The 14,072-nt window shown below is 42.6% G+C and carries 13 protein-coding genes; 1 reads left to right on the forward strand and 12 read right to left on the reverse strand.

Annotated elements, in window-relative coordinates; translation table 11 throughout:
- The coding region (locus tag AB5N96_RS10555; RefSeq protein ID WP_499705511.1) for a transposase domain-containing protein at nt 1–161 on the forward strand (161 nt) is incomplete at its 5' end.
- Nucleotides 162–339: 178 nt separating this feature from the next.
- Here AB5N96_RS10555 and cccB read toward each other — a convergent pair.
- The 12 genes from cccB to ilvB form a co-directional block, all read right to left on the reverse strand.
- Nucleotides 340–669 carry a cytochrome c551 gene (cccB, locus tag AB5N96_RS10560; RefSeq protein WP_392456023.1) on the reverse strand — a complete coding sequence of 110 codons (330 nt, stop codon included), beginning with the start codon at nt 667–669 and terminating at the stop codon, nt 340–342.
- A gap of 40 nt (nt 670–709) precedes the next feature.
- On the reverse strand, nt 710–1,576 hold the full coding sequence (locus AB5N96_RS10565; RefSeq protein WP_204588853.1) for a YitT family protein: 867 nt from the start codon (nt 1,574–1,576) through the stop codon (nt 710–712).
- Nucleotides 1,577–1,665: 89 nt separating this feature from the next.
- A protein-coding gene (gene prfB, locus AB5N96_RS10570) for a peptide chain release factor 2 (RefSeq protein ID WP_204589357.1) occupies nt 1,666–2,767 on the reverse strand; the annotation gives its coding sequence in 2 pieces (ribosomal slippage) (nt 1,666–2,694 and nt 2,696–2,767; 1,101 coding nt in all).
- Between the two features lie 20 nt (nt 2,768–2,787).
- Nucleotides 2,788–5,298 carry a preprotein translocase subunit SecA gene (gene secA, locus AB5N96_RS10575; protein WP_204588852.1) on the reverse strand — a complete coding sequence of 837 codons (2,511 nt, stop codon included), beginning with the start codon at nt 5,296–5,298 and terminating at the stop codon, nt 2,788–2,790.
- Nucleotides 5,299–5,416: 118 nt separating this feature from the next.
- A complete protein-coding gene (gene hpf / locus AB5N96_RS10580) occupies nt 5,417–5,974 on the reverse strand; it encodes a ribosome hibernation-promoting factor, HPF/YfiA family (protein WP_204588851.1) in 558 nt (185 codons plus the stop codon).
- Between the two features lie 166 nt (nt 5,975–6,140).
- Complete coding sequence (gene leuD, locus AB5N96_RS10585) at nt 6,141–6,731, reverse strand: 3-isopropylmalate dehydratase small subunit (protein WP_204588850.1); 591 nt, start codon at nt 6,729–6,731, stop codon at nt 6,141–6,143.
- A gap of 14 nt (nt 6,732–6,745) precedes the next feature.
- The gene (gene leuC / locus AB5N96_RS10590) at nt 6,746–8,152 is read right to left on the reverse strand and encodes a 3-isopropylmalate dehydratase large subunit (protein ID WP_204588849.1); all 1,407 of its coding nucleotides are present in this window, start codon (nt 8,150–8,152) and stop codon (nt 6,746–6,748) included.
- 15 nt (nt 8,153–8,167) lie between these two features.
- On the reverse strand, nt 8,168–9,268 hold the full coding sequence (gene leuB / locus AB5N96_RS10595; protein ID WP_499705480.1) for a 3-isopropylmalate dehydrogenase: 1,101 nt from the start codon (nt 9,266–9,268) through the stop codon (nt 8,168–8,170).
- Between the two features lie 17 nt (nt 9,269–9,285).
- The gene (locus tag AB5N96_RS10600; protein ID WP_392456021.1) at nt 9,286–10,815 is read right to left on the reverse strand and encodes a 2-isopropylmalate synthase; all 1,530 of its coding nucleotides are present in this window, start codon (nt 10,813–10,815) and stop codon (nt 9,286–9,288) included.
- Nucleotides 10,802–11,833: a ketol-acid reductoisomerase gene (ilvC, locus tag AB5N96_RS10605; RefSeq protein WP_204588846.1), complete on the reverse strand. Its 1,032-nt coding sequence runs from the start codon at nt 11,831–11,833 to the stop codon at nt 10,802–10,804. Before ilvC ends, AB5N96_RS10600 begins: the two co-directional genes overlap by 14 nt.
- Before the next feature lie 12 nt (nt 11,834–11,845).
- The gene (ilvN, locus tag AB5N96_RS10610; protein ID WP_204588845.1) at nt 11,846–12,361 is read right to left on the reverse strand and encodes an acetolactate synthase small subunit; all 516 of its coding nucleotides are present in this window, start codon (nt 12,359–12,361) and stop codon (nt 11,846–11,848) included.
- On the reverse strand, nt 12,358–14,067 hold the full coding sequence (gene ilvB, locus AB5N96_RS10615; protein ID WP_499705481.1) for a biosynthetic-type acetolactate synthase large subunit: 1,710 nt from the start codon (nt 14,065–14,067) through the stop codon (nt 12,358–12,360). The genes ilvN and ilvB overlap by 4 nt, the downstream gene beginning before the upstream one ends.
- Between the last annotated feature and the right edge of the window lie 5 nt (nt 14,068–14,072).

Raw genomic sequence — 14,072 nt, forward strand, 5'->3', positions numbered from 1 at the left:
TCGAGACTGCCAAAGAAAATGGGCTCAATCCTTTCTTCTACCTGCAACTTCTTTTCGAAGAACTTCCACAGCGTGATCTAGAGAAACTCGAATCCTTCGAAGATTTGATGCCGTGGTCGAAAAATTTACCAACGAACTGTTATATCCAATCAAAGAAATAGAAAAATGCCGGTCAAAATCAACTTCTGATTTTGACCGGCATTTTCTTTAATAAGAAACAACGTGTTCACTATTTGACGCTTACCCGGAATCAGCCGCACCCGCAAAGGCTGAAAAACGCCTTCACGGGCACGTCTGATTTCCTCGGAGTTTCTAGAGTGGCGTTCTCCACATCTAATACTATTTCATTTCCGCTAACCAAGCTGCTACTGCTTCCGCTTCAGCACCTTCAATAATTCCACCTGGCATCGCGCCTTTACCTTCAAGAATAACTGTTAAGATTTCAGCTTCACTTAATCGTGATCCAACATCATTAAGAGCTGGGAAGTTTCCTTGTCCTTCAAGATTGTTACCGTGACAACTAATACAACGCTGATTCACTACAGCCTCAGCATCTACATCTGCTACATTCCCAGAATCCGTAGGTGCAGATTCTTCTGTTGAATCTCCTCCACAAGCAGCAAGTAAAAATGCAGAAGTAATTGTCAAACTAAGAAGCAATTTTTTCATCCAAAACACTCCTTTTCTCTTTTCCTATAGTATACCAAAGTTAATACCGTTTAAAACCCTCACCAAGAACTTCATATGCATCCGAAACAATCACAAACGCTTTCGGATCTACAGTTCTTACGACTTGTTTCAGCTTTGTAAATTCTGTTTGATACACAACCACCATTAAGATGGGACGTGGTTCTTCCGTATAACCACCAATCCCGGTCATCTTTGTGACACCACGATTGACTTGTTGATAAATGGCTTCCTTCATAGCTTGTTCTTCAGACGTTATGATATGCACCATTTTCGATTGGCTGAACCCGAGTTGTATAATATCAATTGTTTTGGTAGTTGTGAAAAGACCAATCAGAGCATAAAGAGCCCGTTCAATATCAAATACCACTGCTGCTGAAATAACAATCAATCCATCAATGAGAAGGACACTGGTACCTAACGACAGGCCTGTGTATTTCGTGATAATCTGAGCTGCCAAATCCGTCCCACCAGTCGAAGCATTTCCTCTAAAGACAAGGCCAAGTCCTGTACCGACAGCAATTCCACCAAATAAGGCACCAAGGAGAGGATTCATAGTCCAAGCATCCCAACTTGAAGTAGCAAGTACCACTGCTGGCAAAGTGATAGTTCCGACAAATGATTTCACTCCAAAGTTTCTACCAAGAATGATTACACCCGCAATAAACAATGGAATGTTGAATGCGTATTGTACAATCCCTGGCTGCCATCCAAATAAAGAGTAGAGAATCGTACTGATACCACTTACCCCACCCGATGCAATCTGGTTTGGTAAGAGAAATACATTGAATCCAACCGCTACAATGGCTGCTCCAATAATAATAAAAATATAATCCCGGATTTCTCGGACGATTGGCGTTTCTTCTTTTCTAGGTTTTCTTTCCTTCATATAAGCACTTCGCCTTTCACACTCAGCTAACCCTTCTCAACTCGTAAAAATCCACTACGGTAGAGTATACCATAGTGGATGAGAATGCGTTATTGGATTTTTGATCGAAGATATGCGTGAATAAAGTTGTCCAGTTCTCCATCTATAACGGCATGAACATTTCCACTTTCTTCATTTGTTCGGTGATCTTTGACCATTGAATACGGATGGAATACGTACGAGCGAATCTGAGAACCCCATCCAATTTCTTTTTGTTCACCACGGATAGCAGCAAGTTCTGCTTCTTGTTCTTCAATCCGCAATTGATACAATTTCGACTTCAACATCTTCATTGCATGTTCACGGTTTTTAATCTGGGAGCGCTCCGTTTGGCATGTAACGACTGTGTTTGTTGGTAAGTGCGTGATACGAACAGCCGAGTCTGTCGTATTGATATGCTGTCCACCTGCTCCACTTGCACGGTACGTATCAATTTTTAAATCTTCCGTTCGAATGTCGATTTCAATTTCTTCATTGAATTCTGGCATCACATCTACGGAAACGAATGAGGTATGACGGCGACCTGAAGAATCAAAGGGTGAAATACGCACGAGACGATGTACACCTTTTTCCGCTTTTAAATAGCCATAAGCATTATGTCCTTTAATGAGAAGAGTTACGGACTTGATTCCCGCTTCGTCTCCAGGTAAATAATCAAGTGTCTCCACTTTGAATCCTCGTTTGTCTGCCCACCGTTGATACATGCGCAATAGCATAGAACCCCAGTCTTGTGACTCCGTTCCACCTGCTCCTGGGTGAAGTTCTAAAATCGCATTATTTTTATCATGTTCTTCGCTAAGTAGCATTTGGAGCTCAAAGTTTGCAAGTGCTGTTTGATGCTCTTTTAAACTACTCTCAAGATCTGCATGCAAGTCCTCGTCCGGTTCTTCTTTTAACAGTTCCACTGTCATTTCAAGATTTTCTTGATCGTCTACTAACGTATTGTATTGGTCAACAATTGCTTTTAATCCATTCAATTCATTGATTGTTTTTTGCGCATTTTGTGCGTCATCCCAGAAGTCTGGGAACGTCATAAGTTCATCCAGCTCTTGAATGCGTGCCTCTTTGTTTTCTAAGTCAAAGAGACCCCCTAAAGTCTTGGATTTTTTGCGTTGAGCGTTCGAGCTCTGCGCGTGCTGCTGATAATTCAATCATGGTAATTCCTCCGCTAATTAGCTAACTGCACCGTGACAGTTTTTATATTTTTTTCCGCTTCCACATGGACATGGTTCGTTACGTCCGACTTCTGCGTCTTTTTTGATGGGTTGTTTTTTGACTGGCTTGCCATCATCTTTGGGATTAACAGCTTGCCCTTTTGCTACTTCTTCACGCTCAAGATTTTGTTGGATTTCTGCTTTCATTGCGTACTTCGCAACATCTTCTGAAACTGAGGCAACCATCGTTTCAAACATGGCAAATCCTTCATTTTGGTATTCACGAAGCGGATCCGTTTGTCCATAAGCACGTAAATGAATCCCTTGTCGCAACTGATCCATCGCATCGATATGATCAATCCATTTTGTATCAATCGAACGAAGTAAAATAACTTTCTCGAACTCACGCATACGTTCTTCCGTAAAGCGTTCTTCTTTTCCATTGTATTCTGCTGTAATCAGCTGTTTTAGCTCTTCACGAATCTGTTCGCGATCTTTTCCTTCAAAATTCAATTCTGCTTCAGATTCTTCAGGTAATAAAGTCGCTTTAATATAATCTGTCATGGCTTTTAAGTTCCACTCTGCAGGCTGTTCTGCAGTCGTGTGCACATCCACAGTACGATCGATGACTTCTTCAATCATTTTCTCAACGAGTGCACGCATGTTATCTGTTTCGAGCACTTCATTTCGCTCTTTGTAAATGATTTCACGTTGTTGACGAAGGACATCGTCGTATTGTAACAATCGCTTACGTGCATCGAAGTTATTTCCTTCCACACGCTTTTGAGCGGATTCTACTGCACGCGATACCATTTTTGACTGAATAGGTTGCGTATCATCTAGTCCTAAGCGAGTCATCATTGATTTCATATTGTCCGAACCGAATCGTCGCATCAATTCATCTTCTAATGACAAGTAGAATTGTGTAACTCCAGGGTCACCTTGACGACCAGATCGTCCACGTAATTGGTTATCAATACGTCGTGATTCATGACGCTCCGTTCCGATTACTGCAAGACCGCCAGTTTCTAATACACCTTCACCTAATTTAATATCCGTACCACGACCTGCCATGTTCGTAGCAATCGTTACTGCACCTTTTTTACCGGCATCGGCAATAATTTGCGCTTCACTTTCATGGTTTTTAGCATTCAAGATATTATGCGGAATTTTATGTTTTGTTAAAAGAGCAGAGATGATCTCTGACGTTTCAATTGCAACTGTACCAATCAAAACTGGTTGGCCATTTTTGTGTTTTTCAGCAATATCTGCTGCAGCTGCTTCAAACTTCCCTTTTGTAGACGCATAGATCAAATCCGCTCGATCGTCACGAATAATCGGTTTATTTGTAGGAATAACAACAACGTCCATATTGTAAATGTTACGGAACTCTTCTTCTTCTGTTTTCGCTGTACCTGTCATACCTGATAGCTTCTCATACATACGGAAGAAGTTCTGGAACGTGATTGTTGCCATCGTCATCGATTCATTTTGAATATCTAAGCCTTCTTTAGCTTCGATTGCTTGGTGAAGACCATCTGAGTAACGACGACCTTTCATCAAACGTCCGGTGAAGGAGTCAACAATAACAACCTCGTCTTCTTGAACAACGTAATCCACATCTTTATGCATAGAGACATGCGCTTTTAGAGACTGGTTCACAGCGTGGTTTAATCGTACATGCGTCAAATCAAATAGATTGTCGATCCCGAAAGATTTTTCGACCTTTTCAACACCTGTATCGGTTAATACTACACCCTTTGTCGATTCATCATAACTATAATCTTCTTCATTGCGAAGAAGGCGGACGACTGCATTGGCTTGTTTGTACAGCAAGGCCGCTTTCGATGCTTGTCCTGAAATGATAAGTGGTGTACGCGCTTCATCGATCAAAATAGAATCGACTTCATCGATTACAGCATAGTGAAGCGGACGCTGTACTTTCTCTTCTTTATAAAGGACCATATTGTCGCGTAAGTAGTCGAACCCTAATTCATTATTTGTTGAGTACGTGATGTCTGCTAAATAAGCCTCACGCTTTTCTGCTTTTGTTAATGCATTTGTATTTAAACCAACTGTTAACCCTAAGAAATTATACAGTTTACCCATTTCTTCTGCATCACGACTTGCTAAATATTCATTGACCGTTACAACGTGCACACCTTTGCCTGTCAAAGCATTTAAGTAAACAGACATTGTAGACGTTAATGTTTTCCCTTCCCCTGTCTTCATTTCGGAAATGTTGCCATCATTAAGAGCAGCAGCACCCATGATTTGTACGCGGAATGGATACATATTTAACACACGTCTAGAAGCTTCACGAACTACTGCAAATGCTTCCGGCAATAATTTATCGATTGTTTCGCCGTTTGTATAACGCTCTTTAAATTCAGTTGTCTTGGCTTTTAATTGATCATCGGATAACGATTCCATTTGAGAAGCTAGCGCTTCAACAGAATCAGCAATTTTTTCAAGTTTTTTAATTTCGCGTTTGTTTGGATCAAACACTTTATTCAATACACCTAACATGAAGGTCACTTCCTATTTCAGACTTATCTTTCATTTTACCACTTTTTGAAAAGCTTCATCAAGCGAAGCTACCGGTTTGCATAAAAAAAGCTCCTGCCGAGGCAGAAGCTTTACTGAATTAGTTTGTCTCGATCAATCCGTATTTCCCATCTTTACGTTTATACACAATATTTGTGCCATTTGATTCTGCATCCGTAAAGATAAAGAAGTTGTGACCAAGCATGTTCATTTGAAGGATTGCTTCTTCTTGATCCATCGGCTTTAAGTCAAACGTTTTCGTACGTACGATTGTGTAGTCTTCTTCTGCCGTTTCAGGTTCTGGAGCTAAAGCACCCTCAGTAGTAGCAAAATAACTGCCTACACCTTCACGCTCACGGAATTTACGATTTACTTTTGTTTTGTGTTTGCGAATCTGGCGCTCTAATTTATCTACAATTAAATCAATCGCTGCATACATATCTGTATGACGCTCTTCCGCACGAAGAGTTAGATTTTTCATAGGAATTGTGACTTCCACTTTCGTCTGTTTGTCGTTGTAAACTTTTAGGTTTACATTGGCTGTAGAATTCAGCTCTTCATTAAAGTAGCGATCAATTTTTTCGATTTTTGTTTCCACATATTCTCGAATTGCAGGAGTTACCTCGATATTTTCTCCACGGATGTTAAAGTTTAGCATGAAAACTCCTCCTTTATAATTGCTATACTACTTATTTCGACATCTTCTTCAAAATCCCTTCTTTTTCTTGAAAGAATTAAAAAAGATGACTTGTGAAGATTGTACACGTAATCCGCCTAATTATCCAATAATTCTGTAGGTTTCACTCAAGAAAAAATGACTACCATCAAATGGCAGTCATCTTAAAGTGTTTCGCTTCGTATTCCTTAATTTGCTTCTCGTACTGGAAAGTGAGGGAAATCTCATCCCAGCCATTGAGTAACATCTTTTTTTGGTAGGGATCGATTGAAAAATTATACATGACACCATCTGTCCCTAACAATTGTTGATTGGGTAGATCGACTGTCAAAGTGTAATACGGTTTTGCTAAAATTTCTTCCACTTCTGCTACCGGTAAACGAATCGGTAAAATACCATTCTTCATACAGTTGTTGTAGAAAATATCTGCAAAGCTTGGCGCAATAACGACTCGGAAACCATAATCACCAATGGCCCATGGCGCATGTTCTCGTGAAGACCCACAACCAAAATTCTCATGAGCAACAAGAATTCTAGAATCACTGTATGTTGGATCATTCAATACAAAACTTGGATTCTCTGCTCCATCTTCTTGATACCGCCAGTGATAAAACAAGTACTTTCCAAATCCTGTTCGTTCGATTCGCTTTAAGAATTCTTTCGAGATGATTTGGTCCGTGTCGACATTCTTTTTATTTAGCGGTGTGACGATACTCGCGATTAATTGAATAGGCTTCATACATCTCTCTCCTTTTAGACAAATGCCATTTCATACTTCCGGACATCCGTTAATTTTCCTTCGATGGCAGCAGCGGCAGCCATTGCTGGACTCATTAAATGTGTGCGGGACCCAGCACCTTGCCTGCCTTCAAAGTTTCGATTACTTGTAGAAGCACATCGCTCACCTGCAGGTACACTGTCATCATTCATTGCTAAACACATGGAGCATCCTGATTCTCGCCATTCAAAACCTGCATCTAAGAAAACCTTGTCTAAGCCAAGCTCTTCGGCCTGTTTTTTCGTTGTTTGGGAGCCCGGAACAATTAGAGCTCTCACACCTTTCGCCACTTGTCGTCCTTCCACTACTTTTGCCGCTTCCACCAGATCACTGAGACGCGCATTGGTGCATGAACCAATGAAAACATGTTGAATGGCAATGTCTTGAAGCGCTTGACCTTGTTCAAGGCCCATATAATTTAAAGCTTGTTGTAACGCCACTTTGTCCGCTTCTGTTGGACAATCCGCAAGTGTTGGGATTGTGTGTTGAATGCCCGCCCCCATCGCTGGATTGGTTCCCCACGTTACAAATGGCGAGATTTCTTTCGCGTCAATCACATGTACCGTGTCATAACTTGCTTCTTTGTCGCTAGCTAGTGATAACCATTCTGCAGCGAATTGTTCAAAGTTTTCTTGAGGTGCATACCGTCTGCCACGAAGGAATTCGATAGTAGTAGCATCAGGTGAGATTAGACCAGCTTTTGCTCCTGCTTCAATCGACATATTGCAAATCGTCATACGTTCTTCCATCGTCATGTTCCGAATTGCTTCACCTGTATATTCAATGACATGGCCCGTTCCCATATCGATACCAAACTTTGCGATAATCGCTAAAATCACATCTTTTGCTGTCACACCAAATCCAAGTTCTCCTGTGACACGCACTTCCATCGTTTTAGGTTTTGCCTGCCAAAGTGTTTGAGTGGATAAAACGTGCTCCACTTCACTCGTTCCAATTCCAAAGGCAAGAGCGCCGAACGCACCATGAGTAGATGTATGAGAATCACCACAGACAATGGTTTTCCCCGGTTGTGTCAACCCGAGTTCAGGACCAATAATATGCACAATTCCCTGATCGGGATGATCCATGTTTGCCAGTTGGATTCCAAATTCCTCGCAATTTTTCTCGAGCGTTGTCATTTGTTTTTTAGCAACTACATCAGTAATCTGTTGACGATTGATAGTCGGCACATTATGATCCATTGTCGCAAAACAGAGATCTGGTCGTCGAACTGATCTTCCGGCCATACGAAGTCCCTCAAACGCTTGAGGAGATGTCACTTCGTGGATCAGGTGCAAATCGATATAGAGAAGATCTGGTTTTCCTTGCTCTTCGACTACGATATGGGTGTCCCAAATTTTTTCGATAATTGTTTTTGCCATATAAAGTGCCCCCAGTTATCCTGAAATGTACGAAAAACAAATGCTATCTGAGACAGATTCACTGTCCAATTCTTCTATCACTTTTGCTGTCCATTGCTCTGTTGAAAGAACTCTTCCTCCTTTTAAATCCGCTGTTGTGTATCCGTCTTTCAACACACGTTCTACAGCATCTTCAATCGCCTGAGCTTCTGCTGTCAGTCCAAACGACTGCTTCAAAAGCATCGCTGCAGATAGAATCGCTCCGGCAGGGTTTGCTTTTCCTTGTCCAGCAATATCTGGTGCGGAACCGTGAATCGGCTCATACACACCAAAGGAATCGTCACGTACACTAGCGGAAGGAAGCATACCGAGAGAGCCTGTAATCATAGAAGCTTCATCACTTAAAATATCACCAAACAGATTTTCAGTCACAATGACATCAAATGAAGATGGTTCTTTGATTAATTGCATCGCTGCGGCGTCTACTAACATGTGCTCAACCGTAACGTCCGGGTAACCTGTGCGCATTTCTTCTACTATTTCTCGCCAAAGCTTACTTGAAGCGAGTACATTTGCTTTATCAACAGATGTCAATTTTCCGTTACGGCTACGTGCCAATTGAAACGCTGTCTCAACAATCCTCTCAATCTCTTTTCTTGTGTAAACGAGCGTATCGACCGCTGAGTCTTTTGTCTTTTTACGAGGTTCAGAGAAGTAAAGCCCTCCAGTCAGTTCACGAACGATTACAAAATCTGTGCCCTCTACAATTTCAGGTTTTAAAGGAGAAGCTTCTTGAAGCGCTTCATGCGCTTTGACAGGTCTTAAGTTTGCATAGAGATTAAACTGTTTACGAAGGGCTAATAATCCTTTTTCCGGTCGAACTTCAGGAGCTACCTGATCCCACTTTGGACCGCCTACGGACCCTAAAAGTACTGCATCTGATGCAGCACATACTTCAATCGTCTGATCCGGAAGGGGCTCACCTACCGCATCATAAGCGGCTCCTCCAATTGCTGCATAGTGGAATTCAAATTCATGATGAAACCGTTTGGCTGTAGCCTTCACTACGTCGACAGCCGCTTGCGTGACTTCTGGACCAATACCGTCCCCTGGTAATACAGCGATTCGTTTCTTCATATTCATTCCTCCTATAGTTAAACTGTGGCGACTAATGTTTGTTGCAATTGACGGTTGATAGCATTTAAATACGCTTTAGCACTTGCTTCTAATACATCTTGGGAAGCATTTCGTCCAATGGTGTCTCTGTCATCAAAACGTAGTTTCACGACAGCTTCACCCAGAGCATCTCGCCCTTTTGACACCGATGTGACACGATAGTCAAGTACGCGAACGGTCCCAGAAACCACTTTTTCAAGTGTATTGAAAATCGCTTCTACAGAACCTGCTCCAGTATCAGAAACCGTTACAACTTCTCCAGTCGGGCTCGTTACACGCGCTGTTGCCGTCGGAATATTAGAAGTACCGTATTGCACTTGAACGCTTTCCAACACATAGACAGGAACATCCTCTGCTTGTACTTGTTGATCTGTTAAGAGTACAAATAAATCCTCTTCAGTTATTTCCTTTTTACGATCTGCAAGATCTTTGAATGCGACAAATGCTTTTGCATAATTTTCGTTCGTCAATTCAAAGCCCATTTGTTTTGCTCTGCTGATGAAAGCATGTCGGCCAGAATGTTTGCCAAGCACCAGTTCTGTAGATACTTCCCCAATCATTGCAGGCGTGATAATTTCGTATGTCTCTGGATTTTTCAGCATGCCGTCTTGATGAATCCCAGACTCGTGCGCAAATGCATTTTTTCCAACAACCGCTTTATTCGGTTGGATAATTACACCTGTCAATTGACTCACCAGCTGACTCGTGCGTTTCGTTTCTTTTAATACAATTCCGGATTCCGTTTGATAATAGTCTCCGCGAATTTTTAGAGCCACAGCAATTTCTTCAAGTGCTGCATTTCCAGCGCGTTCTCCGATTCCGTTGATCGTCCCTTCGATTTGAGTTGCCCCGTTCTCGATGGCAGCCAGTGAATTCGCTACTGCAAGTCCCAAATCATCGTGACAATGGGCTGACAGTTTCACCTTTTCGATTCCTGGAACTGTTTCACGAAGGTAGTGGAACAATGCCCCGTATTCTGAAGGCGTGGCATAGCCAACTGTATCCGGTATATTAATCGTTGTTGCACCAGCTTTTATAACCTCGGTGATGATGCGTGCAAGAAATTCTTTATTCGAACGTGTGGCATCTTCTGCTGACCACTGTACGAGCGGGAAATATTTTTTCGCAAGCTTTACGGACTCGACTGCAATTTCAACTACTTGGTCCGGCGTTTTTTTCAACTTGTATTCCATATGGATTGGTGAAGTCGCGATAAACGTGTGTAGATGAGGTTGCTCTCCGTACTTCAACGCCTCAAAAGATGTCAAAATATCGGATTGAACTGCGCGTGCTAAACCTGTCACAGTAGAGTTTTTCACAGTTTGAGCAATTTGCTTCACTGCTTCAAAGTCCCCGTGGGATGAAGCAGGAAAACCTGCTTCAATGACTGCGACTCCAAACCGCTCCAATTGACGTGCTATCTCTACTTTTTCTGCCGTGTTTAGATTGATACCAGCAGATTGCTCCCCGTCTCGTAATGTTGTGTCGAAAATATCAATTTTGCCCACTGGTCACCACTTCCTTCTTCGGTTGTTTAGCTGCTTGCACAAACGGCATCATTTCACGAAGCTTGGCACCTACCTCCTCGATCTGATGTGTAGTTTCACTTTCTTTGATTCGTGTATAATTCGGTCGATTTTGTTCATTTTCTTGAATCCACTCTTTTGCAAATTTCCCTTGCTGGATATCTGTCAAAATGTCTTTCATACGCTGTTTTGTATCTGCATCAACTACACGAGGCCCCGATACAAAATCTCCCCACTCAGCCGTGTCTGAGATCGAGTAGCGCATTCCTGTCATACCCCCTTCATACATTAGGTCTACAATTAGTTTTAACTCATGCATTGTTTCGAAATAAGCAAGTTCTGGCTGATACCCAGCTTCCACAAGTGTTTCAAATCCAGCTTTTACAAGTGCAGTTAGACCCCCACATAGTACGGCTTGTTCCCCGAAAAGGTCTGTTTCCGTTTCTTCTTTGAACGTCGTTTCAAGCACTCCAGCACGTGCACTCCCAATTCCTTTTGCATAGGCCAGTGCGAGTTCTGTCGCTTGCCCTGTAGCGTTTTGATGGACTGCGAACAGTGCTGGAACACCTGCTCCTGCTTCATAGGTTCTACGCACTAGGTGGCCTGGTCCTTTCGGTGCCACTAGGAACACATCTACCCCTTCAGGAGCTACAATTTGATCAAAGTGAACATTAAACCCATGTGCAAAAACTAGTGCTTTTCCTTCTTTTAGGTGCGGTTGAATTTCTGCCTCGTATACTGCTTTTTGTCGCTCATCTGGAAGGAGGACCATGATGACATCCGCTTGTTCAGCGGCTTGTGCAACTGTTGTGACTTGCAGACCATCTTCTTTTGCTTGATCAAAAGACTTTCCAGGACGAACACCCACCACTACTTGGAAGCCACTATCTTGAAGGTTGCGCGCATGTGCATGCCCTTGTGATCCGTATCCGATGATTGCCACTGTCTTTCCTTGTAATACCTGTTCGTTGATACTTTGGTTATAGTACATGTTTGTCATTTTCCATTCCTCCTAGTAGGTAAGTAATTTAATTGGTGTCTGTACTTTTTGGTGCTCACGAGTAAATGCCGTCACACCTGTTCGTGTTAATTCTTTAATTCCATAGGGCCTAACAAGTTCTACAAAAGCATCAATCTTATCAGGGCGTCCCGTCAGTTGATACGTTACGACTTGTTTTCCAGCATCGATTATCTGTGCTCGGAAAGGTTCAATTAGTGTTGCGAGCTCTAGTCGCTTGGTGGCACTTGCTTGGACTTTGATCAAGGCGAGCTCGCGTTCTACCAGCACTTGGTCCGTCAAATCCTGTACTTTTAAAACATCAATTTGTTTTTGCAGCTGTTTCAACAACTGCTCAAGTTTTTGTGCATCTTCAACATGGACAACAAACGTCATTTTCGAGATAGTTGGTTGTTCAGTATGGCCGACTGTCATACTTTCAATATTGAATTGGCGTTTCATCATCAAACCTGTCACACGGTTCAATACGCCGCTTTGATTCAGGACAGTGACAGTAATGATTCGTCTCAAAACGGCTTCACTCCAATCATTTCATGCAATGCTTTTCCAGGTGCTACCATTGGAGTCACCGGTTCTAGTTGCTCGATTCTACAATCAATTAATACGGGTTCATTCGAAAGCAAGAGTTCTGGAAGCAATCGCTCGGCTTCTTCTAATGTCTCAAGCTTTACACCTTGAATGTCATAGGCGTTTGCGAGCTTCACAAAGTCTGGCTGGACAGGCATCAAGCTCTGAGAAAACCTTTCTTCATAAAAGGACGTTTGCCACTGCCTTACCATTCCGAGACTTTGATTGTTTAAGATAAGGATTTTGACCGGCAATCTCTTTTCTTGAAGAAGCGACAACTCTTGTAAGGTCATTTGAAAACCCGCGTCTCCTACAACAGCAAGTACTTTCTCATCTGGAAATGCGAGCTGTGCACCGATTGCTGCTGGGAATCCAAAGCCCATCGTGCCGAGCCCTCCTGATGTGATCCATTTATGTGGTGCTGAAAAGCCATAATACTGAGCTGCCCACATCTGATGCTGCCCGACATCCGTTGCTACAATTGCTTCCCCACGTGTAACATTTCGTGCGATTTGCAAAATATGTTGCGCTTTTAATCCATCCTCTCTGTAGTGAAGTGGATAGTGCTGCTTACTGATTTGCTGTGCTTCTTGCCAATCAAAGCTTGTAGTCGGGTTGTACGTAAATTGCACCAATTCCGATAGAGCCGTTTTTGCATCCGCCACAATTGGGATGGACGTAGGTACATTCTTGCCGATTTCAGCGGGATCGATATCTACATGAACTACAGTTGCTTTCGGTGCAAACTCTGCTAGGTTGCCAGTCAAACGGTCATCAAATCGTGCACCGATATTGATGAGCAAGTCACATTCTTGTATCGCCATATTCGCTGTGTACGTGCCGTGCATCCCAGCCATTCCTAGAAACTGCGGATGGTCGGCATCCACTACACCCAAACCTAGTAAAGTTGAAACAACTGGCATTTTTGTTTGCTCGAGAAATTGCGCTACTTCTTGTGTTGCTTTTGAAGCGAGAATTCCTGCTCCGACCAACAACAAAGGTCGTTGCGCTTGATTGATCGCCTCAGCCACTTTTTGAATTTGTAAATAATTCGGTTCAGTCGTCGGTTGATATCCAGGTAGATGAATCGGTTCAACTTGCCAGTTGAGCTGCTGAGCCGCGTTCGCTGCCAGATTTTTAGGGATATCAATTAATACCGGTCCCTGTCGTCCTGTCGAAGCAATATGAAATGCTTCTCGCACAATTCGTGGAAGGTCTTTTGCATCTTTTAATTGATAATTGTGTTTGGTGATCGGTTGCGTAATACCAATAATGTCTGCTTCTTGAAAAGCGTCTGTCCCGATTACCGTGCTGGCTACTTGTCCAGTAAAGATAACGAGAGGCAATGAATCCATCATTGCATCTGCAATCCCTGTTACTAGATTTGTTGCACCAGGACCCGATGTAGCAATGACTACCCCCGGTTTTCCAGTTACGCGTGCATATCCTTCTGCTGCGTGTATAGCACCTTGTTCATGACGCGCTAAAATATGAGGAATTGGGTTGCGATACAATGCGTCATAAATCGGCAGTACAGCTCCTCCTGGGTATCCGAAAATCATTTCAACCTGTTGTTCGTGTAGCAGTTCAATCAGCACGTCTGCACCTGAAAGTTGTTTGAGTTGCTGTTTATCCGCCTGCATGACCATTGGTA

The organism is Chryseomicrobium imtechense (assembly GCF_041475995.1).
Classification (GTDB): domain Bacteria; phylum Bacillota; class Bacilli; order Bacillales_A; family Planococcaceae; genus Chryseomicrobium; species Chryseomicrobium aureum.

What these genes read in the sequence shown, in the direction of transcription:
- leuC (WP_204588849.1), bottom strand. Translation starts at nt 8,152, where the DNA reads ATGGCAAAAACAATTATCGAAAAAATTTGGGACACCCATATCGTAGTC.
- AB5N96_RS10565 (WP_204588853.1), bottom strand. Translation starts at nt 1,576, where the DNA reads ATGAAGGAAAGAAAACCTAGAAAAGAAGAAACGCCAATCGTCCGAGAA.
- secA (WP_204588852.1), bottom strand. Translation starts at nt 5,298, where the DNA reads ATGTTAGGTGTATTGAATAAAGTGTTTGATCCAAACAAACGCGAAATT.
- leuB (WP_499705480.1), bottom strand. Translation starts at nt 9,268, where the DNA reads ATGAAGAAACGAATCGCTGTATTACCAGGGGACGGTATTGGTCCAGAA.
- ilvC (WP_204588846.1), bottom strand. Translation starts at nt 11,833, where the DNA reads ATGACAAACATGTACTATAACCAAAGTATCAACGAACAGGTATTACAA.
- hpf (WP_204588851.1), bottom strand. Translation starts at nt 5,974, where the DNA reads ATGCTAAACTTTAACATCCGTGGAGAAAATATCGAGGTAACTCCTGCA.
- leuD (WP_204588850.1), bottom strand. Translation starts at nt 6,731, where the DNA reads ATGAAGCCTATTCAATTAATCGCGAGTATCGTCACACCGCTAAATAAA.
- ilvB (WP_499705481.1), bottom strand. Translation starts at nt 14,067, where the DNA reads ATGGTCATGCAGGCGGATAAACAGCAACTCAAACAACTTTCAGGTGCA.
- cccB (WP_392456023.1), bottom strand. Translation starts at nt 669, where the DNA reads ATGAAAAAATTGCTTCTTAGTTTGACAATTACTTCTGCATTTTTACTT.